Here is a 23,770-nt window from a genome sequence, read left to right on the forward strand (position 1 = left end):
GATCACGTATGACGCGCACCGCGCAGCTGCTGCCACACCATCCAGCAACCTTCCGCCCCCTGGTTGGCGTGCGCGTGCTCAGCCTGGCGCTGAATCTGCCCGGGCCGGTGGCGTTGGCCAGGCTGCGCGCGCTCGGCGCCCACGTGCGCAAGATCGAGCCACCCTCCGGCGACCCGATGCGGAGCATGTCCGCCGCGCTCTACCGCGCCATGCACCGCGGCGTCGCCGTGCAGGCGCTGGACCTGAAGACCGAGCCCGGCCAAGCCGCCCTGCACGAGGTGCTGCGCGCAAGCGATCTGCTGCTCACGGCGTTCCGTCCGCCGGCTCTGGCGCGTCTGGGTCTGGACCGCGCAACGCTCTCGGCCGCGCATCCCCATCTCTCCACGGTGTCCATCGTCGGCCACCCGGGGCGACGCGCGAATCAGCCCGGCCACGACCTGACCTACCAGGCCGAAGCCGGATTGCTCGACACCGCGCGCCTGCCGTCAACCCTGCTGGCGGACATGACCGGGGCACTCGTGGTCATGGAAGCCGCCATGGGCGCCGTCATGCAAGCGCGCGCCAGTGGTTGCGGCGTGCATCTGCAAGTGGCCTTGTCCGATGCCGCGGGGTTTGCGGCACTACCCCGCGACGTCGGCCTCGCCGGAGCCGGCGCCTTGCTCGGCGGAGGACTGCCGGGCTACGCCGTGTACCCCTGCCGCGACGGGCTGGTCGCGCTGGCCGCGCTGGAGCCGCATTTCGCCGAATCTCTGGCCCGGATTGCCGGCGGCGCCAGCCGCGCCGCCATCGCACGCTGGTGCAGGGCGCATGGCGCCGCGCAACTCGAGGCCCTGGCCGCAGAACACGATCTCCCGCTGCGGGCTTGGCCGCTGGAGCGGGCGAAGCCCCGCCGGCCCGGTCAAGTCAACACATAATGCCGGGGCGCGGTGGGCTGAGGCAAATCGGTTTCTCCCAGCATTTCGCGCAGTGTGATCTCGATGCCCAGGGTCAAGTGGTCAAGCGGAAGGTCGTTGGGCAAGGTCCCGAAGGGCTCCTCCAACTCCTCGTTGAGGGCGTCGAGGGCAAGAAAGGTGTAGGCCACGAAGGTCACGATCAATGGCGTCATGAGCCCGATGCTGCCGACCAGGCCGAAGGGGAGCAGAAAGCAATAAAGGTAGACCGTGCGGTGCACGATGACCGAGTAGGTATATGGAATGGGCGTGTTGGCGATGCGCTCGCAGCCGCCGAGAACGGCTGTCAGATCGCTCAAGGTCTGGTCCATGCGGGCAGCGAGCTGGGGATGCAGCCTGCCCTGCGCGCCGACCTGGCCGAGCATCTCCCCGAGGTGCAACAGAAGCATGGCGGGCTTGGCGCGCGCCGTGACCAGCCGCTTGGTCCGTTCGGCGCCGAGCAGCACACGCAATTGCGGTTCCGGATCCGAACCCCTGAGTTGGTGCCGCAGCGCGTGGGCAAAGGCGATGATGCCGTACACGAAGTCCCGGGCATCGACCGGATGATCGACCCATGTGAGGTACTGGCGCGTCAGCGAGCGCGACGCATTGAGGAGTTCCCCCACCAGCTTGCGCGCCTCCCAGTATCGCTCGTAGCTGGCGCTGTTGCGGAAGCCCAGGAAGATGGCCAGGGCAATGCCGATCAGGCTGAACGGCACGAAGGTCAGGCCCACCTTCCAGCCCAGCAACTCGCCGCCGCTGAGCGTGATGCCGGCGGCGATGGCCGCAATCAGCATGAGCTGGAACGCAATTTTCGGCAGCACGGATCCGTGCAGCACCAGCAGCATGCGGAACCAATGCAAGCGGGGACGAACGATCATGGTGTCGGGAGGCGGGTATCGGTGAGCGCCATACTTTACGAATTTGCGCGCGTGCGCGCCGGACGGTCGTGGGAGACGTAACGCGCGTAACGCGATGTCAGGGCTGATTGACCAGCGCATGGCGGCGAGCCTAATGTGGCGGGCCTGTGGGCGTCGTTCCACCCCATCACCGGAGTTCCGCATGGTCAAGGCCACCTCAACCCGCCCCGCGCACCTGTTGCGGCGCAGCCCTCTTCACATCGCCGCGATGGTCGGCGCGGCCGCCTGCATGGCGGGAACCGCGCAGGCGGCCGTACCGCCGGTCTACGTGCACATGAACGGCGCAAACATGTTCCTGGAAAACGTGGTCGCGGTGCGCCCGGGCCAGCCGGTGGTGTTCGTGGACGAAGACACCGGCGCGCACACCATCATCGGCTTCAACCCCGCAACCGGCGCGACCAGCAAACGCTTCGAAGGCGCAGTCCAGGGCACGCCCGGACCCGGGCACCCCGTGCATACCTACTCCATCACCTTCAAGCATCCGGGCCTGAAGTTCTATTACTGCTCGGTGCATGCCGAATTGACCCAGGAACCCGGCGGACGCTACGTGGCCAAGAAGCGGCCGACGGTGCATGGTTTCGGCGACCCGATGGCCGGGCTGATCATCGTCACCACGGACCCGCACCTGCTGGCCGACGACCCGAAGACGTCCAGCGAGAAAATCCTGCCCGGCTATTTCGGCGGTTGACGCCACGCGCCGGCAAGCGCTGGCATGGATCCCGAACCTGACGCATCATTGCCCCATGTGGGCGCGTGAACGCCCTTGGCAAGGGGGCCGCGTCTGGGGCCGGGGCTTCGCGGCAGCCGACATTTCAAGCGCGGGCAGGCAGGAGACATCCGAATGAACGAAACGGGTTGCACACGGCGCGAGGTCTTGCGCGGTTTGGCATGGGCCGGCGTCGCCGGCCTCGGGCTTGGCGCGCGGGTGCCGGCCTATGCGGCGGGCGGCGAGGCGCAGCAAGCCGACCGTCTGCACCTGCTCCCGCCGGGGGCGGATTTGCTGGAGGCCCTCGGCAAGAAGCTTGCCGCGGCACCGCGGCGGCGCGATTTCAAGACCGTTCCAATGACGCTGACCGATCCCGACGCATGGGACGACCAAGCCATGCAGGACGTGTTGCACTACCCAGGCAACCCGAAGATGGTGTGGCACAACACCGAACTCGGCGGCCCCTGGTTGAACCTGATGCGGCTGACCCTGAATTCCCAGATCTGGGCGTTCAAGCATCCGAACTTCCTCATCGCCTCCGTCACCCACAGCTCGGCCGCGCTGGCGCTGTTCGATCAGGCGGCCTGGGACAAGTACAACTTCGCCAAGCTGACCAAGGGCAAGTTCAAGCGCAACACCTTCATCGACATACCCTCGGCCGCGCTGGCCGACCCGGCGAACTTCCAGAACCCCGAAGGCCCCTTCTCGAAAAAGGCCACCAGCATCACCGTCCTGCAAAAGCGCGGCGTGGTCTTCCTGGCCTGCCACGACGGCATCTGGGGGCTGGCCGCGCACTTGCGCAAGGAGCGCCAGAACCCGGACAAGCTGTCACACGGAGAACTGGCGGCGGACCTCACCAACCACCTGATTCCGGGCGTGATTCTGACGCCGGACGTGGTGGGCGAACTCGTCGAACTGGAACTGGCCGGCTTCACCTACGCCCATAGCTGAAGCGCGGGGTGCCGGTGCACGGGGTCTCAACCGCCCGCGCCGTGCAAAAAAGCCCAGACGACCACCGCCGTCATCACCACGACGTAGAGCCGCAAACCCCAGAACACAGCTTGCTGCCGGGACGTGAGTTGCACGCGCCGCACATCCGGCAGCGGCTCATGCCAGCCCTCGTCCTCGACCAGGCGACGCACGTCTTCGGTGTCGAACTCATGGAGTTGCTTCATGCCTCAACCTCCGAGCGCGCGAGGGAACAAGGTGGCGATGCCATACAGGACATTGCACGTGATCAGCCCGGCCATGATGGCGACCGAGGCCATGTTGCGGCGTGCCGAATTGACATGCGCGCCCATCAGTTCCCGGTCGTTGAGCAGCATGAGCAGGAACAGCATCGCGGCCGGCATGAACACCGTGGCGATGACCTGCACGCTGATGTTGAGGAAGCCCAGCGGCAGGCCCGGACTCAGCACGGCGATGGCGGCCAGGGCCGTGCCGACGATCGCCGGCAGGTAAAACCCGATGGCCTTGCGCGGCGACGCGTTGATCGAACGGTCGATCTCGAACGCCTCGCCCACGGCCCAGGCGGTGCTGGCGGTGATGACGATGGAGGCGATCAGACCGGCCTCCATCAGCCCCAGGGCGAACAAGGCCATCATGCCGTCGCCCAGCCGGCTGCGAATGGCGCCGAGCACGAGGTCGGCGTCCAGATTCTGCACCTTGGGCACGCCCTTGAGGGTTTGCGCGGCCAGGACGATGATGGCCATGGCGACCAACACCATGCCGACCACCCCGAGCATCAGATCGCGCCGGCCGGCGCGGATGTCCTGGGGCAGCAGCCCCTTGTCGACGACGCAGGATTGCTGGAAGAACAGCTGCCAGGGCGCGATGGTGGTGCCGATATTGGCCGAGATCAGGACCAGAAAGGTCAACGACAGGAACCCGCCCGGCACGATCCAGCCATGCCCGACGAAGGCCTGCGCCACCGCATGCCAGTTCGGATGCGAGAGCAGGGCCAAGGGCACGAAGATCAGATTGAACACCGCGATGAACAGAGAGATGCGCTCCCAGGTCCAGTAGCGCAGGAACACCAGCACATAGGTGATGAAAACCAGCGAGGCGGGCACGGTCAACCAGGGCGAAAGCCCCAGCGCCTGGCCACCCAGGCGGATGCCGATGAACTCGGTCATCAGGGTCAGCACGTTCGCCACCACCAGGTCGATGAGCGAGAACCAGCCCCAAAAGGCGCCGTAGCGTTTCCAGATCAGCTCGGCATGGCCGCGGCGCGTGACGGCGCCCAAGCGGACGGTCATCTCCTGCACCACATAGGCGACGAAGCCCAAAAGAATCATCATGGGAAGAAAAATGCCCAAGCCATAGGTCGCACCAGTCTGGGCATACGTGACGACACCGCCGGCGTCGTTGTCGCCCAGCATCACCAGCACGCCGGGGCCGATCAGGGCCAGCCCCAGCGCCAGACGGGTGCGCCAGTTCTGCTTGCCGCGGCGCAGTTCGTCCAGGTACAGGCGATCGCGCAGACGGTGTTCGAGGTCGTCGGGCAGGGGCGCACGCTCCGGGCGGAGCTTGGAATCGAGGACCGCGATTTCGGTGTTCATGCGCGGACCTCGGCACCGGTGGCGTCACGGCGTTCGAGCGTGCCCGACTGTTCCAGCACGATGCTCAGGGACGCCAGACGCATGTCGACCAACGCGATGCGCGAGGCCGCACACCAATCCGCCGGCGGGCTTGAGGCTGCTCGGACCTCCGAGTACGAGGGCCGGGCAAACATCGCTATCTTTTTCTTGAACACAAACATCGTGTCCTCCTGTCTCGTGGGAAGGCTGAACAGGTCGCGCGCAAGCGTCTACGAAACGCACGCGCGTCGACTCACACGAAGAGGGGGGAGGTATAAGGACGCGCTGGGCGTCCCGGGGCCACCGCCAGCCTGAAGGCGGCGGCGACGCAGACAGAGTCTGGTGTCGAAAGCCTTCAGGCGGTCACTTCAACGATCGACAACTGTCACTGTCCATGGGGTCGGGTTGGGCCGCATCGCGGCTCGAAGTCAAAACATCCACTATCGTAAAAGCCCGCGCAGCCGGGCGTCAAGCGTGGTCTTGTCGCTGCGCCGCTGCGACCAGTTGCCGCACGGCGGCGCCAGCGGCGGACCGGCCAAGAAATCTTCGGGAGCGTCGAAAAATCGATGAGAGGGCGGAGGCGAGTTCGCGGGTCAGAGCCCACGTGCCCAAGGCCCCAGAGCCACGCGCTCAAGCTCTCCCAACTTGCGCTCAAAGCGAGCCGAGGCAAGCAGCGAGCACTCGATCAGGCCGGCTCGGACAGCGCTGGCGTATTGCTCGCGCATGGCATCGAACGGCACGCGCAGAAACGTCTTGGCTGCGCTGGTAAACGGCGCGGGATTGTCCGTTCGCGCCAGGCCTGCCGGCGATTGGGAGCCCTGAATTGGATCGCGGCCAGACGTGCAGGCAATTACCACAGCGCCCTCCGACCTTGGCGCGCGGGGAATGCCGCATGCAGCGGAAAGCTCTGCTGCTCGGTGCCCCGGTACTCCAGTTCGTGGATGCGACGCTCAAGGTCCGATGCGTCGACAGATTGCGCCAAATAGTCTTCATCGCGTTGCTCTTGCGATTCGATACCTGAAAAAATCTTGTGGAGGAATTGCGTGAACGTGCTCATGATGTATCTCCCTTGTGAGAAGAACCTTGCGTGGTGATTAGGGTTAACCCTAATCTAGCAGGTCCCGGCCACGATTCAAGAGCCCTCACACTATTTGTTGCTTTGCAGCATCAAAGCAGGGCATGCGCGCGTCACCAAGCCAGCCGAGGGTCATGCCCCCGTAGCGTCATGCCAATCTCATTCGGCGCGGGCGTCGCCATGGCTGGGACCGCGGCAACGCCCAAACCGGCCTCGACGAGGCCAAGCAGCGTGGTGCCGCTTTGCGTTTCGTACGTGATCTGCGGGCGCTCCGCGATTCCGGCGAGCGCCCGGTCGAGCAATAAACGGATTCGGCCAGTTCCTCGGAGGCAACCGCCAGCTCAAATGACGTAGTGGAATCCGTTGCGCTGCATCACGGCAACGGTGGCGAGAATGCCTGGGGTGAGCACGGCGCCCTCGACAAGGTGGTTGGTCAGGTCGGCTGCGAGTTGTCCGTGCGATAGCTTGTCAGGGTTGTGGCCAGACTTCATCAGGGCTTCGCTGAGTTCCCAAATCGCGTTATGGCAAGCCAGGAATACCACGCCGCGGCGCTGAAGCGCGGGGATGTTGTTGCCAACCGCGGAAAAAGGACCCGTTTCATTCTGGACATCGTCGGCTGATGCTTTCGCCACAGATTTTTCCTCGATGAAGGTGTTTCTGTCGATTTTCTTATCCAGCTTCCGGGCGATGAACCCTGGTAGGTTGTATTTGTCCCAAACGTGCTGGTCGTATAAGGCCATGGCCGCAGGACCGTGGGTGGCTGAGGTGGCGAGGAAATCAGGCTGCTTCCATGCATACACCATGGCGTTCATGGTATTGCGCATGAGGTTCAGCCAGGGTCCAAAAAGATCCGTGTTATCGAAGATCTCTTTGGGCTGCCCGGCATAGGCGAACAGCAGTTTCAAGGCCTTGTCGTCCCAGTCAGACGGGTCCGTCAGAATCATGGGCACTTCACGAAAATCACGACGCCCGACATTCGCCTGCAGAGCGCTCATCAGGCCGCGGAGATTCTTGGCGGAAACCGGCTCGGGATTCGCCTCGGCGGCGATAGTCGCCGAACTGGTGCCAGCCATGACGGCGCCGACGGTTGCAAGACCGGCGCTCTGGAGAAGCTGGCGACGGGATACTGGAGACTGTGAAGACTGTTGCATGATTTTGTAGTCCCTTGCAGGTTGTGCGCTGCGTTATCCCTTGGTCGATGCCTAGCACCGTGCTCTTGCCGCAAGCGCTCAAGGCTGAGCATGAAACCATGGGAGAAAGCCGTGAATGCGTTTAAAGCGATGCTTTTCGACTGTTTCGCCAGATACTGATGGCAGTATCACAAGAGCGCCGCGGCATGGGCATGATGTACGACAAACTGCAAGCAGAAAATCCTTGTGGCCGAGGTGACAGCACACCCGAATCCGAGTGTGCGCAGCAACTGGGGGCCCGTCTGGCTCTCGGGCTCAATCGGCGGCCAGAGGGAAGTCGAGCACCAGCTTGCTGCCGCCTACCGGGTCAGCAATGCGGTACGCAACGCGAGGGCGCCCAGAACGATGAACATGACGGCCGCGACGGCATGAATCCACCGGCTTGGCAAGCGATCCGCGAACCGGTGTCCGAATAGCACCACCGGAACGTTCGCCAAAAGCATGCCCAGCGTCGTGCCGGCCACCACGGGGATCCACGCGCTGAAACGCGCAGCCAGCGCGATGGTCGCCACCTGGGTCTTGTCGCCCATCTCGGCAAGGAAGAACGACAGCGCGGTCGTCAGGAAAATGCCTCGCGCGCTGCGCTTGGACAGGTCCTCCTCATCCAGCTTGTCGGGAACCAGAATCCACAGCCCCATGGCGACGAAGGACAGGACGACGGCCCAGTTCAGGATCGACGGTTCCAAGACACGGGCGAGCATGTCGCCCACGCCGGCGGCGATTCCATGGTTCGCCAGGGTTGCCACCAGGATACCCAGGACGATGGGGATGGGCGCGCGATAGCGGGCCGCCAGCAACAGTGACAGGAGTTGCGTCTTGTCGCCAATTTCGGCCAGGGCGACCAGAGCGGTCGAGGTGAGGAAAGGATGCATGCGTCGATCACCAGGAGGAATAGGGGGGTAGGCTATGATAGGCGGATGAGCCACACCATTCGCCAGAAAACAAAGCTCCTGAATCGGGTGCGCCGCATCCGCGGACAAGTCGACGCCATCGAGCGCGCACTCGAGTCCGAGGCGGGGTGCGAGCAAGTGATGCATGTGATCGCCGGTTGCCGCGGTGCGCTCAACGGCCTGCTCGGCGAGGTCGTCGAGGAACATATCCAGAGCCATCTCGTCGAGCCCTTGAAGGACAAGGATCCGATGGCCGCCGGCGCGGCCGAGGAACTTGTTGACGTGTTCAGAAGCTATTTCAAATGAACGCCACCACGCCACTCACGGTGCCGGACCACGAGCATGTGTTCCTCGGCGAAGGCCATGATCGCAACGCGCGCAAAACCTGGTCGGTGATCGCCCTGTGCAGCGTCGTGATGGTGGTCGAGATCGTCGGCGGCCTGCGCTTCGGTTCCCTCGCGCTGATCGCCGACGGCCTGCACATGAGCACCCACGCCGCAGCGATGTTGATCGCGGCCCTGGCCTACGCCTATGCGCGCCGCCACGCGCGCGACAATCGCTTCAGCTTCGGCACGGGCAAGGTCGGCGATCTCGCCGGGTTTTCCAGCGCGATCATTCTGGCGATGATCGCGCTGTTGATCGGCTACGAGGCGGTCGACCGTCTACTCCATCCCGTGCGCATCGATTTCGACGAAGCGATCGCAATTGCCTTCCTCGGACTGGCCGTGAACATCGTCAGCGCCTGGATGCTCAGCGGCGGCGACCATGGTCACGGTCACGGCCATGGTCACAACAACCATGCGCACGAGGATGAACCACGCGTGCTCGACACCCCCGCCGGGCGGCTGCGTCTGAGCATCGAAGAAGATGGGGTGCCACCGCGCTTCCAGGTGCGCCATCTCCAGGAGCCCGGCCCGGCACACGCGCTGCGTGCGGCCGACGTCACGCTGACCACGGTCCGCGCCGATGGCCGGCAACAGCGTTTTGCCTTGCGCGATGCCGGCAACTGCTGGGAATCCGTCGACGAGATTCCCGAGCCACACGATTTCGACTTGCACGTCGACCTCGGGGCGCGCTTCGCGCCGTTCGGCGCAACACTGCATTACGAAGAGCCTGCACACCCGGCGCATGGCGAACACCACCGCGACCACAACATGCGTGCGGCGTTCGTTCACGTGGCGGCGGACGCGGCGGTCTCGGTGCTCGCGATCCTGGGCCTGGCCGCAGGCAAGTTCTTCGGCCTAAATTTCATGGATCCGGTCATGGGCATCGTCGGCGCACTGGTGATCGCGAATTGGTCCTTTGGCCTGGTTCGCGACACCGGGGCGATCCTGCTCGACATGAACCCTGACCGTCGGCTCAGCCACGACATCACCATGCTGGTGAAAGCGCAGGGTGACAACATCCGCGATCTGCACCTCTGGCGCCTCGGCCCCGGCCACCTGGGCGCCATCGTCGCGGTGCAAAGCCAGGACGTTGCCAGAGATTGCGCGCATTACCAACGCCTGCTGACCCGCTTCACCGATTTGTCCCACGTGACGGTGGAGGTCAGGCGCTAGATTTGCCGAGATCGATGCGCGGCGGGAAGCGCCCCTGTTACCCCAAACCTGCCGACTTGCTCTGGGCTGAACAACACTTCGCAGGCGTGCGTTGCGAAGAACGGATGTGCAGCCATACGCATGTGGCGTTCGACCAGAACATCCACGGCACACGGGTGGTGAGCAATCCGCGCGGCTATGACGAAAAGTCCACGGAGTTCGATGCGGGGAAGGTGATCGTGTTGGCAGGGAATGTCTCGATCGCTTCTGATGCCTGAGTGTTGGTGCCGATGCCGAATTGACCAGGGTGCCGGCAAAGTTTTGACCAGAGGTGATCGCCAGTACCTGCATCACCCCAATGTCGATGGGTAATGTCCCGCCGAGTGGTGTAAGTCTTTGGCGCGGTGAGCTGCTCCGGGCTACGCCCTTCGCAGCTCACCGCGCGCCGGTCGTCCCTGGAGATGGGGTGGCCATCGTGAAGTCCGGATAAGGTTGAGGTGCGACCCACCAATCCTTGTCTGAAGGAAACCACGATGACTAACGCCACTATCGCATTGACCGAGCTCGCCGAGAAGGGGGCCGATGTCGACGTGCTGCGCCAGATGGTGCAGTTCATGGCCCAGCGCCTCATGGATGTTGGCGCCGATGCCGATTTGAGCCATGCGCCGGGTTTGCAGTGAGCCGGTTAGAGCGCGACGAATTCAAGCCGGACGCCCCGCGCAGTTCGTTTTCCATGGCCTAGTCGCCGATCGGCATGTGGCTCAAATCGGCATCGGCGCCAACAGTGCAGGGGACTCATCAGCAATTCCGACCCCTCATGGCAGGTCAGCAGTGCAAACGCTGCCTGAAAGTAGATTGCAGCCTAAACAATAGGAGTTATACTTTTATATAATTCACTCCATGAGAGGTTCATCATGCACACGACGAATCTGCGCAAGGTCGGTGGTTCGATCATGCTGGCGGTGCCGCCCGCCTTCCTTGACCAACTGCATCTGCAAGCTGGTGCGACGGTCGGCCTGGCCGTCGATCATGGCTGTCTGGTGGTCGATCCCCGCCCGCGACCGCGCTACACGCTTGCCGAACTGCTGGCCGACTCGGACTATTCGCAGCCGCAACCGGCTGCGGAACGCGAATGGGTCGATGCGCCCGCCGTGGGTGGCGAGCTGCTATGAGGCGCGGTGACATCTACATGGTGTCGCTCGACCCGACAGCCGGGCACGAGCAAAGCGGCAGCCGCCCCGTCCTGGTCGTATCGCCCGTCGAGTTCAATGAAGCCACCAAGCTGCCGGTGATCCTGCCGATCACCAATGGCGGGGAGTTCGCCCGCCGCCTGGGCTTCGCTGTGCCCTTGACCGGCATCAAGACCACAGGCGTTGTGCGCTGCGACCAGCCGCGCGTGATCGACCTGACAGCCCGCCATGCCCGCAAGGTAGATACGCTGCCAGCGCCGCTCATGGATGAAGTGCTGGCGAAGGTCGCCACACTCTTCGAGTGAGCAAACCGATGAATGGGACGAACGCAGCCTCCATCAATAGGGAATAGGGCGGTCACGGAAGGTCAGGCAGACCCGACGGGCTTTGCCGAAATCCCGACGGACTTTATTACCGCCCGACGGACTTTATTTCCCACAATCATTAATGTGCGCGGGAAATAAAGTTGCTTACAGGCTACGCGCCAGCGCCTTGATTTTTCATGGCTGCGCATTGCCGCCATGCGGCCTCTCGTGAACCGCCGCATCCCAAGCATGCTCCGGGAACCTTGATCCAGGACGGTCGCGCAAACAAAGTCGCTTACTGCCATTAAGAAGGATCGGCTTGCGGCAGCATCGCGATCAGCGGACCGGAGGCCTTGCCGCGGCCGGTATGGCATGCACGCAATACCGCCGAGAGGACGCTGTCGGTGCCTCGCAGTGTTGGCGCCGATGCCGATTTGAGCCACATGCCGATCGGCGCCAACAGACTGGCCTCACTTCCATCGTCTGCGCCTCCACGTCGACTGGACGCAATGACTGTAGTTGGCTATATTCAGGGTGACAACAAAAATGGCATAACTCCTTGTTAACTAACGGTATTTTTCGATTAACAGCCAGTATCGCCTCGGTCCCGAACGATGTTTTCTGATGGGGCCAACCTCTCTCATGAAACCAGTGGGATGCAAGCTATGAAACGTCCAACTGGCCGCGGGGAGCTCGTCCTTTATCTTGATTTTGACGGCGTTTTGCATCACGAAAACGTGCATTGGCATCCCAGGAAAGGGGCCTATCTGGACGCACCGGAGGGCTACTCGCTGTTCCAGCATGCAGCGCTGCTTGAGACCCTGCTGGCTCCATACCCAGCGGTGCGCATCGTGTTGAGCACGTCGTGGGTCAGGGTGTTCAGTTACAGCCGCGCAGCAAAGCGCCTCACACCCGCGCTGCGGGCACGGGTGATAGGGGCGACGTATCACAGCATCATGAACCCCCAAGCCTTCGCGGCGATGCCGCGCGGGTACCAGGTCTGGGATGACGTCCAGCGCCGTCAACCGCGGGACTGGCTCGCGCTCGATGACGACGCGCAAGATTGGCCCGATTGGTGCCGTGACCGACTTGTTCACACGCACGAGCACGCGGGCTTGAGCGAACCCGCGGTGCACGCGGAATTGCGCGACAAGCTCGCAGCGATGTGCGCATCAACAGCTTGATGCCGCCTCAGCATTGCACACGTACACCGCACGATGTCATGAAAGTTCAAAACGCCAGCGACCTGCACTTGGAATTTCTTCAGCGCCTCAGTGCCGCCGTGGAGCCTCCAACGCCAGCACGACTCACCTCGTTCGCCGCCATCCAAAGCTAGTCATGGCCCCACACACTGACACAGCGTTGTTCCTTGACTTCGACGGCGTCCTGCACCCCGCAGTCGCAGAAGGGGAAAGGTGTCTACGAAACCGGCAGCAGCCCATATCTTAGAAAGCATGAGAGAGGAGCTTAGGATGGCAGCAGTTGATACGACCGCAGCCAACACCGCGTTTGCCAAAGTCGCGCGTGTCGGGCTTGGAAATGTTGAACTCGCCGATGTGCGTGCCGCCGCCTTGATGGTGTGGTACGGGCAGGAGGATCCGACTTTTGACGCCGTTCGCGGGCCCCACCTTGATGAGGCTTCTTGCGATGCTTTTTTTGCCCGGCACCTCGCAATATCGCGGGCACGGGATTCATCAGAGGTCATCATCATGAAGAAGCCACTGGAAACAACCCCGATTGACGGTTCCGCAAAGGCCATGACCGTGCAGCCTGTGAAGGGTTCAAACTCGAGAAGCGCAAAGCCCGCCAATTTTCCACCCAGGACACAAGCCAAGCCGGATGAAAGGCTCCCCATCAAGGAACGCCCCAAGGGGATGTGAGGGATCCGTCCGTACAACTTGCTGCCAAGCGTTGCTGCGGAGTATTTTTAATGGCGTGATCGCTTTGAACCGCCTGCTTGTTGATTCATTTCCAAAACTGGGCCATTTGGGGACGCGTTCACGTTGAAATCTGAGCCACGTTGCCGCTCTATCGTGCTGAGTTTTTCAGCACAGGGGAGCAGGAGTGATCAACGTGAGCACATTGAGCAAGTTGCGCCGCCTCGTGCTGAGGCAGGACGTGTCGGTGCGCGAGGCCAGCCGCAGGCTGGGCATCTCGCGCAACACAGCCACCAAGTGGCTCAAAGATGGTCAGATGACCGAGCCCAGATACCCTCAACGGGTGTCAGGTCCCAGCATCCTGGATCCGTACAAGGAGCAGTTGAGCCAGTGGCTCAAAGCCGATAGCCATCGCAGCAAACGCGATCGGCGCGGGATCAAGGCGATGTTTGAAGCGCTGCGGGCGCAGGGCTACAGCGGCAGCCGGGGGCCGGTGTACACATTTGCCCAGCGCTGGCAGCAAGAGCAAGGCAACGCGGCACGCGGCGCGGGGTTTATACCGCTGAGCTTCGAGTTGGGCGAGGCGTTCCAGTTCGACTGGAGCTGCGAGTACCTCTTCATCGGTGGGCTGCGTCGCCGCCTGGAGGTGGCACACACCAAGCTGGCGGCCAGTCGTGCCTTCTGCCTGGTGGCGTACTACAGCCAGGCGCACGAGATGCTGTTCGATGCGCACGCGCGCGCGTTCGCTCTCTTCGGTGGCGTGCCCCGGCGGGGCATCTACGACAACATGAAGACGGCGGTGGACAAGGTCGGCCAGGGCAAGCAGCGCAGCGTCAACGCGCGCTTTGAGGCCATGACCGGGCACTATCTGTTCGAGCCGGAGTTCTGCAACCGGGCCGCCGGCTGGGAGAAGGGGGTCGTCGAGAAGAATGTTCAGGATCGGCGCAAGGACATCTGGCGCGAGGCCAGTGAACGGCGCTGGGGATCGCTTGGCGAGTTCAACGACTGGTTGCAGCAGGCCTGTGTGAAGGCCTGGGCCGAGATGAGCCACCCTGAATGGACGCAGCTCACGGTGGCCGATGTCTGGCAGGACGAACGGGTTCGCCTCATGCCCAACCCCCGAGCGTTTGATGGCTATGTGGAGCAGCCGGTTCGGGTCTCTGCCACTTCGCTGATCCACTTCCAGCGCAACCGCTATAGCGTGCCGTGCGAATGGATCCACGCGGTGGTCAGCTTGCGGGCCTATGCCGATGGTCTGCTGGTGGTCGGGCCTGACGGGCGACAGGTGCGCCTGGCGCGCAGCTTCGAGCGGGATCAGACGCTCTACGACTGGATGCACTACATCGCGCTGATCGAGCGCAAGCCCGGCGGGCTGCGTAACGGCGCACCCTTCAAGACCATGCCCGAACCCCTGCAGGAGCTGCAGCGCCAGTTGCTGCGCCACAGCGGTGGTGACAGGGTGATGGCGCAGGTGCTCATGGGCGTGAGCCTGCACGGCTTGGAGGCCGTGTTGGTGGCGGTGGAGCTGGCGCTGCAGTCCGGGCGGGTGAGTGCCGAGCATGTGCTCAACGTGCTATCGCGCTTGCAGGAGCAGCGCATGCCCGAGCCACCTGTGGCCACGAGGCTCACGCTCAACACGCCGCCACTGGCCAACCTGCAGCGTTACGACGCACTGCGCAGCCTCCCGCTTCACGAGGCTTCACCGGAGTCCGACCATGCATGACGTCATGGATGCCTTCAAGGCGCTGGGCTTGCATGGCATGGCCAGTGCATGGCCGGAGGTGCTGGGAACCGCCCGCATGAAGTCGCTTGATCACGAGGCCGTGCTGCACCAGCTCATCAAGGCCGAGACCGCGCAGCGCGAGGTGCGCTCCATGGCTTACCAGATGCGCGTGGCGCGGTTCCCATCGCACCGCGATCTCGCTGGCTTTGACTTTGCTCACACGCCAATCGATGAGGCGTTGGTGCGCCAGCTGCACACCCTTGGCTTCGTGGACTCGGCGCACAACGTGGTGCTGGTCGGCGGCCCCGGAACGGGCAAAACCCACCTGGCCACGAGCCTGGGAATCGAGGCCATCCGCATGCATGGCAAGCGGGTGCGCTTCTTCTCCACGGTGGAGCTGGTCAATGCCCTGGAGCTGGAGAAGGCGCAGAACAAGTCTGGGCAAATGGCACACCGGCTGATGTACGTCGATCTGGTGATCCTGGATGAACTGGGCTACCTGCCGTTCACGCAATCAGGCGGCGCGATGCTGTTCCACCTGCTCTCCAAACTGTACGAGCGAACGAGCGTGGTGATCACCACCAACCTCACCTTCTCGGAATGGAGCAGCGTCTTCGGCGACGCCAAGATGACCACGGCTTTGCTCGACCGCCTCACGCACCACTGCCACATCGTGGAGACCGGCAATGAGAGCTGGCGATTCAAGCATTCCAGTGCCGCTGGCGCGGCACCACCAAAGCCACGCGGCAAAGCGCAGAAAGGAGATCGAAAAACAGCAGACCCGATAGACTTATCCACAACCGAGTAGCCAAAACATCCATCAACCCAGTGGCTCAGCATTCGACGTGATCACTGGCTCAGTTGTGCCGATGAATCAACACCCACACACTGACACAGCGTTGTTCCTTGACTTCGACGGCGTCCTGCACCCCGCAGTCGCAGAAGGGGAAAGGTGTCTACGAAACCGGCAGCAGCCCATATCTTAGAAAGCATGAGAGAGGAGCTTAGGATGGCAGCAGTTGATACGATCGCAGCCAACACCGCGTTTGCCAAAGTCGCGCGTGTCGGGCTTGGGAATGTTGAACTCGCCGATGTGCGTGCCGCCGCCTTGATGGTGTGGTACGGGCAGGAGGATCCGACGTTTGACGCCGTTCGCGGGCCCCACCTTGATGAGGCCGTAGCACTCGTCGAGCGCCTGTCGTATTACAACGTGGTCCCGCTAGCGCGCAAGAAAGCCCTCAAGCGTCTCGTGCAAAAGCTCCGAGCGGGCGTGTGCCCTGCGGACAAGGGCACTAGCTTTGAGCGAAATTTCCAAAAATACCTCGCAGAGCTGCAACCCCTGCAAAGCCGCGATTTTGAAGCCACCATGCGTTCGTGAGGTGCGCGCGTAAGCCATTGGTCACACTTAGTCAGACCGTTGAAGAACCCAATGAACGCACGCACTCCTGCTTTCGGAAGCGCATGATGGCGCTCACCCGCTGCTCAATTTCTGGGCAGGGAGCCAGATTCCGGCCAGAATTGACACCTCGCTGGCATTCGGGGCGGCCATTTCCATGGTTTTTCCACGCATCACGCGAACATCGGCCGCCTCGGCGCTTCAGCCGGATTGGCCTTGTAGACAACGATGTAGTTCGGATGGGCTATGAGCTCGCGCGTTCCAGCGACCCGGCCGGGCTTGTACAGATACGGATGATCGCCCGTGGTGGCCACGGCGCTGACGATGCAGTCACGCACTCTGCGCGCGGCGTCCGGATCGCGCTCGCTGATGTAGCGGACAATCGCGAGCAGGTCGGCGCGCGCCTGCTGCGACCAATGGATGGGCAGCGTCAACGCCGCCGGACCGACTGCCTTTGCTCGGCAGCCTGGATGATGGCCTCCGTCTCGGCCACAACTTGGTCATGTGGCACGGCTGGTCGTGTGTCGGCCATGCTTTCCAGCACACGGCTGCGAAACCAGGCGTCATGCGCCTGGGCTTCCTGCTGGGTGCCGAATTCGGACTCGATCGGGGAGAGAATCGTGTTCATGGAGGGTAGCGTAATGCAAAGTCGCCTGCGAAGCCATCTGCCTGCCGGGTGCAGGGCCTTGGGCGTGGACGTCGAACGGCCGGCCCTCATGGTCAAGGAGCCGCGAGCACACATTCCTGAGTTGGTATGTGCAACAGACACATAATGGCGCGAAGGTCGAGGCCTTGGTAAACCGGGTTTCTGCGGCAGTCGCAGGTGCAACTCCCGTCGCCAGTGTCTCGCTTGTAGCGGCCCGCTTTGTTGCACTGAACCAGGCGAGCTGTAGGACTGCTTGGGGTCGAGAGCACCAATTCGCCTGCGCTGGAAGCGGCCGCTCAGGGTACCGGTGATCTGGGCGACCGCTGCCCGCACCATTGCGGCCGCCGGCACCGGCTGCGCCCAACGCCCGCACTGGCCGATAACCCGTCAATCGGAAGACGATTCAGTCGAAATCCATCACAGATCCTCCCGGGCAACCGACAGATGTACCGCCATGATCGAGAGCACTGGCCAATCGATTCTAGGGCTGCAACCTCAGCAGTGAATACGCGGAAATGGGCTACGCGCTGGGCCTGCTATTGTTTCTCTTTCGGGCGGCGCCGCGGGGAGCATCATGAGCCGAGCAAAGAGCGTTTTCTACGGTGCCATCAGCGGCATCCTGACGGTCGCGGGGAGTGTCGTGACCTTGGAGGGCGTGAGACTCACGATTGCAGGGCATGTCGATGACGGCGTAAAGGCACTTGCGGCCGGCCTGGTCCTTCTTCTCGCGGCCAGCGTCGATCGGTTCGAGTCGCTCAAGGGGCTGTCGATGGAAGTCAAGATGCGCAAGACCATCGATGAGGCCGAGGTGTTGATCGAGCGCTTGCGCGGCTTGTCGGCGCTCACTGGGAAAACGCTCGTGTCGCTCGGGGCCAGGGTAGGGCGTTGGGATTCAGCTCTCAGCCCGCGGGAGTCCTACGCTCTCGCGTGCGAGGTTCGTCAAACGCTCGAAGATGCCGGGGTCGACCAAGCCGCGATCCGATCGGCGATCACCCCATGGGCACACGTCATGCTATTCGACCTCGCTGGCCTTGCAACCAACGCGATCCATGGTGAGCTTAACGAACTCTTGAAGCACCGCATGCCGTCGGCCGCGAGGGACGATGAGGAGCGAGCAAGGCTGACCCAGGCTCTGGAATTGCGCGATACCTTGCGCATCAACTGCCAGCCTGGTGATCCACTAACGACTTTCCCCCAGCGCCTACGATCAAATCTCGAGCGAGCGATGCCTCTCCTTCCGGGGGACGCCACGATCGCGTTGCGCGAGAGGTTGACCCCCTGGCTGGAACAGATGGACTACACCGCCAAAAATCTTGATCTTCGCGACCCCGAGCAATGGTTCGCGGGGCTGATGGGTTCGCGCCCCCAGTAGCGGCCTGCGCTACTGGGGGCTAGTGGCAATACTGTTCAGATAGCAGGCAATCAGTCATAATTCATCCTCATCGAGGTGTCGATGAGGATGAGGCATGGCCAGGACACGCAAGGCGTTACCGGCCCAGGTTGACGTGGCACACCTGATCAGCGCGGGGGTTTTGGCCAGCGTTTGTCCGCGGGCGCTGATCGAGGAGGTGCTAAGCGAGACAGGCCGAGCAAGCCAGCGCGAGCGTCTTCTTCCAGCGCCGGCGGTGGTGTACTACGTGATGGCGTTGGCGCTGTGGCGGGAGGCGCCGCTGGAGGAGGTTCTGCGCGTCGTTTGCGAGGGCCTGCAATGGCTCGGCGATAGCCGGGCTGGTGCAGTCCAGGCCAGCAAGTCGGCGATTTCGCAGGCGCGCACGCGGCTCGGTGCCGAGGTCATGCATCAACTGGCTGATCGGGTGTTGCGGCCGCTTGCAGCGCCCGGGGCACCTGGAGCTTGGTATCGCGGGCTGCGCGTGATGGCTTTGGATGGCAGCGGCATGGACGTGGCGGACGAGGCGGCCAACGCCTCTTACTTCGGCTACCCGAGTGCCACACGCGGACAGAGCGCCTTTCCACAGGCCCGGCTGCTGGGCTTGGTCGAGTGCGGCACCCACGCCGTTGTGGCCGCCGACATCGGCCCCTACAGCCAGAGCGAACGCGTCATGGCGAGCCGACTGCTGCCCCAGAAGTTGACAGCAAACATGCTCGTGCTTGCCGACCGCGGCTTCTACGGATTCAAGCTCTGGCAGATCGCGTGCGCCACCGGTGCCAAACTGGCATGGCGAGTGCCGTCTACGAGCAAACTGCCGATTGAAAAAGCGCTGCCGGACGGCTCCTATCTCAGTACGGTGTTCGACAGCGACGATCGCAGGAGCGAGCGCGTCGGGCAAACGATTCGGATCGTCGAGTACCTGTTGACCAACTCCGCCACGCCAACACAGGACAGCTACCGATTGGTCACCAACATCCTGGATCCCGAGGATGCTCCGGCGCTCGAGCTGGCGGCGCTCTACCACGAACGCTGGGAAGTCGAGAGCGTCTTCGCCGAATTCAAGACGCACCTGCGAGCCAACAGCACCGTCCTGCGAAGCAAGACACCGGAACTGGTGAGGCAGGAACTTTGGGGACTGCTTCTGGCGCACTTCGCGATTCGCCAAATCATGGCGCAAGCCGCCTGGCCACGCGGACTCGATCCGGATCGCTTGAGCTTCACCCACGCAGTGCGAGTGATCAAGCGAAAAATGCCGCAGGCCGCGGCCATTCCCCCCTGAGCGACTGCCTTGCTGGCGCGACGCCTTGTTCGAGGAAATCGCCCGCGGTCGCTGCGTGAGCAGCCGAGGTCGGACCAACCCGCGCGGCGTCAAACGCAAAATGAGCAACTACAACCTCCGACATCGCGGAGAGGTACTCCATCAACACCATCAGCCAACACCAATCCTACGTATCTGAACAGTATTGGGGCTAGTGGTTGGCGCCATCTCAGCTGAACCGCCCCGGATTTGACGGAGGCTCCAGCTCTTGACCAACGCGACCCGGCGCACGGGCCCGATGCTAGCGATGAACCGTTGCCTGCCGCATAGCGGCAATCGCCAGATGCCTTGCGCGGCGACAGCTCTGGCCGACGAGCTGACGCCCACAGACCTTCGGCGCTTCCAGGCAGCTAGCGCCCTACGCGTGGGGAAGTGGCCCTGTCGGTCCTGGCGCGGTTGGCAACGATCGGGGCCCACACCTGGCGGAGCAGCCCCGGCGACTTCTTAGGCAGTCCCGCCTTGACCACCCAGATCCGGAGACCCCGGCGTCCCACCAGGCCTCAGGTGAGACAGGTCTTATCTGCGCGGGACAGCCTTTAACTGCAATTCCACAACTGTTCGCAACAAATAAAGTCGCATCCTAAAAAGACATCAAGTTATTGATTTTATTAGACTTTAACTTGCAGTCCAAATCGAAAAGTTCTATCCTGATTTGATCAACCGGCGCCGTGCATGCGCCAAACACACAAAATAAAGTCCTATCCTGCGCCGGAAGAAACAGGCGCAACTTCCAGCCCAAGCCTGAGTAGCAGTTTCATCGCCCATAAAGCGGTTTGTCCTTCTGCATCAGCCTTGTTTCTCGGGGTCAGCATCTTGGGCATTCGCTCGCAAGCGCACACTTTGGACAATTCTTGCTCAACCTCATGATCCCAGTGACCGCTGGCATCGACCAAGCCATCCAGAGATCGTTGGACCGAAGCCTCGACGACATCAAAAGTCGTGCGATGGCGGAAGCGCAAAGCAATCAGGGACAGTGCGACATCCCCAGTGCGCTCCACATCCAGCAGCACGATAGGCGGATACCCTGGCGGCATGATTGTTACCACCAGCCCCACTCGAGGCTTGCGGTTGGCCATCGAGAACACCCGCCCCGTCTTGAGATAACACAGTGACATCCCAAACTGGATCTGAGGCTTCCTTTGCGCCATTTTCTGTACCGTACCGGCCAGCGCACTCAGGTCGCCAGCACAATCCCAACTGGCTGGCTTGAGCAGCTTGAACTCAAGCGGCGGCAACGTTGCACTGAGTCTCTGATCGCCCGAGCTGACTTTGATGGTTTTACGAACCTCAACCATCGGCCCCGTGGTGGACACGGGTTCCGTTGCCCAGTTGCCGCCCGGCCTGTCCAGCTTGATCAGTAATTTTTCAACTGTGATGCTACGGTCGAACTCAGATTGCTTGGAATAGATATCCGTCGCTTTTTCGCCGTGCGTCTTGGCTCCGTCTTGCCCATCGTCCAGTTCATAGTCGTAGACGAAGTGCTCCCTAGATACATCATCACCATTGGTGTCTGCCCCTGGCTTTCTTTCTGCGTTTTCTTTGCTGCGGATGACCTCCTTCATGGAGGGGTGCCCGTAATACAACTCGTCGCAAGGATGGTGCTTGCCAGTCAGATGCAGGAGTTCGAGCACCAACCATTGGTTGCCCTGCTGAACGCCTCGGAATTTCCATACTGAATTTCTCAGTTGTGGCGGGGTGAAGGACACATACTCCTTGCCGATGGATTGGAGGCAGACACGATCCCAAGCGCGCCGCGCACCTGGATCGAGTGCGATCCACGCAAATTCCTGTGCGAACTGATGCGACAGGCACCTCTTGGGTAGCTTTGACGTGAAGCGCAACGTCAGCACACGTTGATAGCCAGGAGCTTCGGGGTGGAAAAGCAGATTCAATGCACCGGGGCGAACGATGGCATGCGCCAGTGTGCTGTTGTGCAAGAAAAGGAAGCGAACCAGTTCAATGGTAGGAATCAGCACATCCCCTTGCGCTGTGCTGTACCGGAGCAGGCGCTGAATGCCACTGCCCCTGCGGTCGAAAGAATAGAGACCTGCTGGTATATCAGCCGAGGTGATTTCTTCGCATTCCGACGTATCCGAAATCGTCGCTTGCCCAATCAACCCACGCGCTGGCAAGGACTGTCGTTCACCCCGCGCGAAAACATGCCCAAGCGACAAAATTGGAAGCAATCCTATCGGCAACTCGACCTTGCTGTACTGACCCGACTCGACCCCCCGCATGGCAGCCCGGACGAACCAACCGCTCTCCTTCTCGACTAGGCCTGCAAGCCAATACATCTCGACATGTTCAGGGCCGAGGTTGGTAAGCTGCCTGATCAATAAACGGCTCATGCTGCAATGCGCATCATGATGGGGGCCTCATCAAGTATTGCGTGAATTCGCGCCAAGTTGTTTGAGCGTAGACCGGCTTTTCGCATGATTTGCCACGCCTTGACGGGAGCGCCACACAACTCCAATTCGGCGATCGCCCAGTGAATGCGGCGAAGCTGGAATTGCTCTACCGTTTCCACTGCTTGATCCAAGAACTCCATCGTCAACGGCATGTGATGCCGACGCTTGAGTAGCCAGTCGCGCCGGTTGGCCCGACGCTCGAGTTCGGCAACAGTGATACGCACAGGCGGCCTCTCTTGACAAACAATGTCGACCCATGCACTGAGCTTCGTGACCCAGTCACGATCGATCTCCGGCCACGCACGACGAGTCCGGCGTGCCACGTCGCGAGTCACCGGCACTGCTGGGCTGGCTTGAGCCAAAGATGCTGCGGAGTCGGCAACTGATTCCGGCGATACCAGCACCTTTTCAATATGCGGCAACGGCTTCCATGGGATTGCGATGCCCAACTCACCCGCCAAACGCACCACAGTTTTCGGATCGAGTTGTAGAAATCGACCGACCTCGCGCAGCCCTTTCCCAGCGATCACGAGTTGACGCAATGCAGGTTCCAGAAGTGGCCCGTATTGGAGAAAACGTGGTGCCCCAAGTGCGCCCGTCTTCGATTGAAGGCAGCGGGTGTAAACATAGCCACAACCACAGGAGAACACACCAACCCTGTTACCGTGGTTCCAATGCTGGGTGAAACTCTTGATCGGTGCCGATGAGCGGTGGTTTGCCAATGGGTTGATACAGGGCCACGGTCCGGCACCGAATACAGAATCGAGCCGCTCCCTTTGTGCCAGGAAATCCTGAACCAGAATGTGATGCAAAGGATGATGGGCTTTGCGATGTTTGCGCACCATTGATGCCAACCAATCGCCTGCGAAAGCGCCGTCGTCCATCACTGCGGGCAGCAGATCCAAAGCGCCGCCAAAGAAATTGCGGAAATCCCTGTCAAAGCGATGCTGGTTCATCGTCACATCCGACTTGGACAACCCGATTTCAAGCATGTGACTGCGATAAAACCCAGTCCACTGCCACAAGGTGCGCCCGTCTGGTGGGCTACACAATAAATCGGCGCTTCTCCGAGCTACACGTTGCAGGTGCGCCAAACTTACATGCTCCATCAAGGGGGCGACTGATCGAGCATGTGATGGGCAGTTATCTGGTGTTGCCGCAACGAACTCGTGTCGGCTAACTTTCGCTAGGCGGACTGTGCTTCCTTGTAGAGGGCACCCGTGTTCTGGGCAGACGAGGACGCCGGGTAGTTGGTGATCACGGCGCCACCAAAGCTCTCCATAAAGCGCCTTCATCTCCCATGCGCATGTCGGACAGAAGCGCAGTTGCTGGACCCGCCCAATACGAAAGGCAGATAGTCCGAGGCGAACATGTAGTCCATCAATGGCACCTTGCCCCATTGCTCGGCGAACTTTCTCTTGCAGTGCGGGCGGTTCGAATGCCGTGAGGTAGGGATAGAGCGTGAGCGTGTCGATGACGCGATCCACGTTCAACGCCCGATCTGGAGGAATTCGATCGGCCAACGCCTGAAGATGCCCTGGCAAGTCAAAAGTGGCGATGACTTTTCGGTTGCCAAACAGCGCATCTAGGGTATGCATTGGACTTGGCGCACCGACATGACGGTGGTAGCGAGCAAGCACGCTGTACAGGAGTTCACCAGGATAGACCGTCGGAAAATACGTGAGCATCT

Annotated in this window: 27 protein-coding genes and 1 pseudogene; 16 read left to right on the plus strand and 12 right to left on the minus strand. The window is 61.9% G+C overall.

Going from position 1 to position 23,770, the window contains the following annotated elements; translation table 11 throughout:
- The first annotated feature begins 8 nt into the window (after positions 1 to 8).
- Positions 9 to 914 carry a CoA transferase gene (locus THIARS_RS00890; protein ID WP_094159086.1) on the plus strand — a complete coding sequence of 302 codons (906 nt, stop codon included), beginning with the start codon at positions 9 to 11 and terminating at the stop codon, positions 912 to 914.
- On the opposite strand, the gene THIARS_RS00895 is transcribed toward THIARS_RS00890, so the two are convergent.
- Positions 899 to 1,810 carry a bestrophin family protein gene (locus THIARS_RS00895; protein ID WP_094159087.1) on the minus strand — a complete coding sequence of 304 codons (912 nt, stop codon included), beginning with the start codon at positions 1,808 to 1,810 and terminating at the stop codon, positions 899 to 901. The two genes, THIARS_RS00890 and THIARS_RS00895, sit on opposite strands and share 16 nt — an antisense overlap.
- A 181-nt stretch (positions 1,811 to 1,991) precedes the next feature.
- On the opposite strand from THIARS_RS00895, the gene THIARS_RS00900 reads away from it, so the two are divergent.
- Complete coding sequence (locus THIARS_RS00900; RefSeq protein ID WP_245845416.1) at positions 1,992 to 2,537, plus strand: cupredoxin domain-containing protein; 546 nt, start codon at positions 1,992 to 1,994, stop codon at positions 2,535 to 2,537.
- A gap of 153 nt (positions 2,538 to 2,690) precedes the next feature.
- Positions 2,691 to 3,506: a thiosulfate dehydrogenase gene (tetH, locus tag THIARS_RS00905; RefSeq protein ID WP_094159088.1), complete on the plus strand. Its 816-nt coding sequence runs from the start codon at positions 2,691 to 2,693 to the stop codon at positions 3,504 to 3,506.
- Positions 3,507 to 3,532: 26 nt separating this feature from the next.
- Here the strand turns inward: tetH (THIARS_RS00905) and THIARS_RS00910 are convergent, their stop codons facing one another.
- The 7 genes and pseudogenes from THIARS_RS00910 to THIARS_RS00940 form a co-directional block, all read right to left on the minus strand.
- On the minus strand, positions 3,533 to 3,730 hold the full coding sequence (locus THIARS_RS00910; protein WP_094159089.1) for a hypothetical protein: 198 nt from the start codon (positions 3,728 to 3,730) through the stop codon (positions 3,533 to 3,535).
- A gap of 3 nt (positions 3,731 to 3,733) precedes the next feature.
- Positions 3,734 to 5,116 carry an NRAMP family divalent metal transporter gene (locus THIARS_RS00915; RefSeq protein ID WP_094159090.1) on the minus strand — a complete coding sequence of 461 codons (1,383 nt, stop codon included), beginning with the start codon at positions 5,114 to 5,116 and terminating at the stop codon, positions 3,734 to 3,736.
- On the minus strand, positions 5,113 to 5,316 hold the full coding sequence (locus THIARS_RS00920) for a hypothetical protein (RefSeq protein ID WP_094159091.1): 204 nt from the start codon (positions 5,314 to 5,316) through the stop codon (positions 5,113 to 5,115). The genes THIARS_RS00915 and THIARS_RS00920 overlap by 4 nt, the downstream gene beginning before the upstream one ends.
- A gap of 668 nt (positions 5,317 to 5,984) precedes the next feature.
- A complete protein-coding gene (locus THIARS_RS00925) occupies positions 5,985 to 6,191 on the minus strand; it encodes a DUF3563 family protein (protein ID WP_094159092.1) in 207 nt (68 codons plus the stop codon).
- 188 nt (positions 6,192 to 6,379) lie between these two features.
- Positions 6,380 to 6,517: pseudogene (locus THIARS_RS00930) on the minus strand (LysR substrate-binding domain-containing protein); the annotation flags it as partial.
- Between the two features lie 33 nt (positions 6,518 to 6,550).
- Positions 6,551 to 7,360 (minus strand): thiosulfate dehydrogenase, encoded by an 810-nt coding sequence (tetH, locus tag THIARS_RS00935; RefSeq protein ID WP_094159094.1) that lies wholly within the window; start codon positions 7,358 to 7,360, stop codon positions 6,551 to 6,553.
- 338 nt (positions 7,361 to 7,698) lie between these two features.
- On the minus strand, positions 7,699 to 8,271 hold the full coding sequence (locus tag THIARS_RS00940; RefSeq protein WP_094159095.1) for a TMEM165/GDT1 family protein: 573 nt from the start codon (positions 8,269 to 8,271) through the stop codon (positions 7,699 to 7,701).
- Positions 8,272 to 8,316: 45 nt separating this feature from the next.
- On the opposite strand from THIARS_RS00940, the gene THIARS_RS00945 reads away from it, so the two are divergent.
- The 11 genes from THIARS_RS00945 to THIARS_RS00985 all read left to right on the plus strand — a co-directional run bounded on the left by THIARS_RS00945 (position 8,317) and on the right by THIARS_RS00985 (position 16,300).
- Entirely contained in the window at positions 8,317 to 8,595 is a 279-nt protein-coding gene (locus THIARS_RS00945) for a metal/formaldehyde-sensitive transcriptional repressor (protein WP_094159096.1), read from the plus strand.
- Positions 8,592 to 9,848, plus strand: a complete 1,257-nt coding sequence (gene dmeF, locus THIARS_RS00950; RefSeq protein ID WP_094159097.1) for a CDF family Co(II)/Ni(II) efflux transporter DmeF — start codon at positions 8,592 to 8,594, stop codon at positions 9,846 to 9,848. Before THIARS_RS00945 ends, dmeF begins: the two co-directional genes overlap by 4 nt.
- Before the next feature lie 56 nt (positions 9,849 to 9,904).
- Entirely contained in the window at positions 9,905 to 10,105 is a 201-nt protein-coding gene (locus THIARS_RS18150) for a hypothetical protein (RefSeq protein WP_141202305.1), read from the plus strand.
- 255 nt (positions 10,106 to 10,360) lie between these two features.
- The gene (locus tag THIARS_RS18490; RefSeq protein WP_186436634.1) at positions 10,361 to 10,507 is read left to right on the plus strand and encodes a hypothetical protein; all 147 of its coding nucleotides are present in this window, start codon (positions 10,361 to 10,363) and stop codon (positions 10,505 to 10,507) included.
- 234 nt (positions 10,508 to 10,741) lie between these two features.
- Positions 10,742 to 10,999: an AbrB/MazE/SpoVT family DNA-binding domain-containing protein gene (locus THIARS_RS00955; protein ID WP_094159098.1), complete on the plus strand. Its 258-nt coding sequence runs from the start codon at positions 10,742 to 10,744 to the stop codon at positions 10,997 to 10,999.
- Positions 10,996 to 11,322 carry a type II toxin-antitoxin system PemK/MazF family toxin gene (locus THIARS_RS00960; protein WP_094159099.1) on the plus strand — a complete coding sequence of 109 codons (327 nt, stop codon included), beginning with the start codon at positions 10,996 to 10,998 and terminating at the stop codon, positions 11,320 to 11,322. Before THIARS_RS00955 ends, THIARS_RS00960 begins: the two co-directional genes overlap by 4 nt.
- A gap of 614 nt (positions 11,323 to 11,936) precedes the next feature.
- Complete coding sequence (locus tag THIARS_RS00965; protein ID WP_245845418.1) at positions 11,937 to 12,506, plus strand: HAD domain-containing protein; 570 nt, start codon at positions 11,937 to 11,939, stop codon at positions 12,504 to 12,506.
- Positions 12,507 to 12,794: 288 nt separating this feature from the next.
- Positions 12,795 to 13,202: a hypothetical protein gene (locus THIARS_RS00970; protein ID WP_094159100.1), complete on the plus strand. Its 408-nt coding sequence runs from the start codon at positions 12,795 to 12,797 to the stop codon at positions 13,200 to 13,202.
- Positions 13,203 to 13,395: 193 nt separating this feature from the next.
- Positions 13,396 to 14,922 carry an IS21 family transposase gene (gene istA / locus THIARS_RS00975; protein WP_094158949.1) on the plus strand — a complete coding sequence of 509 codons (1,527 nt, stop codon included), beginning with the start codon at positions 13,396 to 13,398 and terminating at the stop codon, positions 14,920 to 14,922.
- Positions 14,915 to 15,730: an IS21-like element helper ATPase IstB gene (gene istB, locus THIARS_RS00980; RefSeq protein ID WP_094158948.1), complete on the plus strand. Its 816-nt coding sequence runs from the start codon at positions 14,915 to 14,917 to the stop codon at positions 15,728 to 15,730. Before istA ends, istB begins: the two co-directional genes overlap by 8 nt.
- 201 nt (positions 15,731 to 15,931) lie before the next feature.
- Positions 15,932 to 16,300 (plus strand): hypothetical protein, encoded by a 369-nt coding sequence (locus THIARS_RS00985; RefSeq protein WP_094159101.1) that lies wholly within the window; start codon positions 15,932 to 15,934, stop codon positions 16,298 to 16,300.
- A gap of 191 nt (positions 16,301 to 16,491) precedes the next feature.
- Here the strand turns inward: THIARS_RS00985 and THIARS_RS00990 are convergent, their stop codons facing one another.
- Positions 16,492 to 16,752 carry a type II toxin-antitoxin system RelE/ParE family toxin gene (locus THIARS_RS00990; RefSeq protein ID WP_094159102.1) on the minus strand — a complete coding sequence of 87 codons (261 nt, stop codon included), beginning with the start codon at positions 16,750 to 16,752 and terminating at the stop codon, positions 16,492 to 16,494.
- Positions 16,749 to 16,946, minus strand: a complete 198-nt coding sequence (gene relB, locus THIARS_RS00995; RefSeq protein ID WP_094159103.1) for a type II toxin-antitoxin system RelB family antitoxin — start codon at positions 16,944 to 16,946, stop codon at positions 16,749 to 16,751. The genes THIARS_RS00990 and relB overlap by 4 nt, the downstream gene beginning before the upstream one ends.
- A gap of 592 nt (positions 16,947 to 17,538) precedes the next feature.
- Here relB and THIARS_RS01000 point away from each other — a divergent pair.
- Both THIARS_RS01000 and THIARS_RS01005 read left to right on the plus strand, forming a co-directional pair.
- Complete coding sequence (locus THIARS_RS01000) at positions 17,539 to 18,336, plus strand: hypothetical protein (RefSeq protein ID WP_094159104.1); 798 nt, start codon at positions 17,539 to 17,541, stop codon at positions 18,334 to 18,336.
- Between the two features lie 94 nt (positions 18,337 to 18,430).
- Positions 18,431 to 19,633 (plus strand): IS4 family transposase, encoded by a 1,203-nt coding sequence (locus THIARS_RS01005; RefSeq protein WP_094159105.1) that lies wholly within the window; start codon positions 18,431 to 18,433, stop codon positions 19,631 to 19,633.
- Positions 19,634 to 20,370: 737 nt separating this feature from the next.
- Here THIARS_RS01005 and THIARS_RS01010 read toward each other — a convergent pair.
- Together THIARS_RS01010 and THIARS_RS01015 are read right to left on the minus strand one after the other, a co-directional pair.
- Positions 20,371 to 22,020, minus strand: a complete 1,650-nt coding sequence (locus THIARS_RS01010) for a hypothetical protein (RefSeq protein ID WP_031406910.1) — start codon at positions 22,018 to 22,020, stop codon at positions 20,371 to 20,373.
- A complete protein-coding gene (locus tag THIARS_RS01015; RefSeq protein ID WP_081857905.1) occupies positions 22,017 to 23,768 on the minus strand; it encodes a TnsD family Tn7-like transposition protein in 1,752 nt (583 codons plus the stop codon). Before THIARS_RS01015 ends, THIARS_RS01010 begins: the two co-directional genes overlap by 4 nt.
- Positions 23,769 to 23,770: the final 2 nt, after the last annotated feature.

The sequence above is a fragment of the Thiomonas delicata genome, from assembly GCF_900088825.1.
Taxonomy (GTDB): domain Bacteria; phylum Pseudomonadota; class Gammaproteobacteria; order Burkholderiales; family Burkholderiaceae_C; genus Thiomonas_A; species Thiomonas_A delicata.

What these genes read in the sequence shown, in the direction of transcription:
- THIARS_RS00965 (WP_245845418.1), top strand. Translation starts at nt 11,937, where the DNA reads ATGTTTTCTGATGGGGCCAACCTCTCTCATGAAACCAGTGGGATGCAA.
- THIARS_RS00940 (WP_094159095.1), bottom strand. Translation starts at nt 8,271, where the DNA reads ATGCATCCTTTCCTCACCTCGACCGCTCTGGTCGCCCTGGCCGAAATT.
- THIARS_RS01000 (WP_094159104.1), top strand. Translation starts at nt 17,539, where the DNA reads ATGAGCCGAGCAAAGAGCGTTTTCTACGGTGCCATCAGCGGCATCCTG.
- THIARS_RS00915 (WP_094159090.1), bottom strand. Translation starts at nt 5,116, where the DNA reads ATGAACACCGAAATCGCGGTCCTCGATTCCAAGCTCCGCCCGGAGCGT.
- THIARS_RS01010 (WP_031406910.1), bottom strand. Translation starts at nt 22,020, where the DNA reads ATGAGCCGTTTATTGATCAGGCAGCTTACCAACCTCGGCCCTGAACAT.
- THIARS_RS00945 (WP_094159096.1), top strand. Translation starts at nt 8,317, where the DNA reads ATGAGCCACACCATTCGCCAGAAAACAAAGCTCCTGAATCGGGTGCGC.
- THIARS_RS00895 (WP_094159087.1), bottom strand. Translation starts at nt 1,810, where the DNA reads ATGATCGTTCGTCCCCGCTTGCATTGGTTCCGCATGCTGCTGGTGCTG.
- THIARS_RS00900 (WP_245845416.1), top strand. Translation starts at nt 1,992, where the DNA reads ATGGTCAAGGCCACCTCAACCCGCCCCGCGCACCTGTTGCGGCGCAGC.
- THIARS_RS00985 (WP_094159101.1), top strand. Translation starts at nt 15,932, where the DNA reads ATGGCAGCAGTTGATACGATCGCAGCCAACACCGCGTTTGCCAAAGTC.
- THIARS_RS01005 (WP_094159105.1), top strand. Translation starts at nt 18,431, where the DNA reads ATGGCCAGGACACGCAAGGCGTTACCGGCCCAGGTTGACGTGGCACAC.
- istB (WP_094158948.1), top strand. Translation starts at nt 14,915, where the DNA reads ATGCATGACGTCATGGATGCCTTCAAGGCGCTGGGCTTGCATGGCATG.
- THIARS_RS18490 (WP_186436634.1), top strand. Translation starts at nt 10,361, where the DNA reads ATGACTAACGCCACTATCGCATTGACCGAGCTCGCCGAGAAGGGGGCC.
- relB (WP_094159103.1), bottom strand. Translation starts at nt 16,946, where the DNA reads ATGAACACGATTCTCTCCCCGATCGAGTCCGAATTCGGCACCCAGCAG.
- THIARS_RS00925 (WP_094159092.1), bottom strand. Translation starts at nt 6,191, where the DNA reads ATGAGCACGTTCACGCAATTCCTCCACAAGATTTTTTCAGGTATCGAA.
- THIARS_RS00920 (WP_094159091.1), bottom strand. Translation starts at nt 5,316, where the DNA reads ATGTTTGTGTTCAAGAAAAAGATAGCGATGTTTGCCCGGCCCTCGTAC.
- tetH (WP_094159094.1), bottom strand. Translation starts at nt 7,360, where the DNA reads ATGCAACAGTCTTCACAGTCTCCAGTATCCCGTCGCCAGCTTCTCCAG.
- THIARS_RS00955 (WP_094159098.1), top strand. Translation starts at nt 10,742, where the DNA reads ATGCACACGACGAATCTGCGCAAGGTCGGTGGTTCGATCATGCTGGCG.
- THIARS_RS01015 (WP_081857905.1), bottom strand. Translation starts at nt 23,768, where the DNA reads ATGCTCACGTATTTTCCGACGGTCTATCCTGGTGAACTCCTGTACAGC.
- dmeF (WP_094159097.1), top strand. Translation starts at nt 8,592, where the DNA reads ATGAACGCCACCACGCCACTCACGGTGCCGGACCACGAGCATGTGTTC.
- THIARS_RS00960 (WP_094159099.1), top strand. Translation starts at nt 10,996, where the DNA reads ATGAGGCGCGGTGACATCTACATGGTGTCGCTCGACCCGACAGCCGGG.
- tetH (WP_094159088.1), top strand. Translation starts at nt 2,691, where the DNA reads ATGAACGAAACGGGTTGCACACGGCGCGAGGTCTTGCGCGGTTTGGCA.
- THIARS_RS00970 (WP_094159100.1), top strand. Translation starts at nt 12,795, where the DNA reads ATGGCAGCAGTTGATACGACCGCAGCCAACACCGCGTTTGCCAAAGTC.
- THIARS_RS00910 (WP_094159089.1), bottom strand. Translation starts at nt 3,730, where the DNA reads ATGAAGCAACTCCATGAGTTCGACACCGAAGACGTGCGTCGCCTGGTC.
- THIARS_RS00890 (WP_094159086.1), top strand. Translation starts at nt 9, where the DNA reads ATGACGCGCACCGCGCAGCTGCTGCCACACCATCCAGCAACCTTCCGC.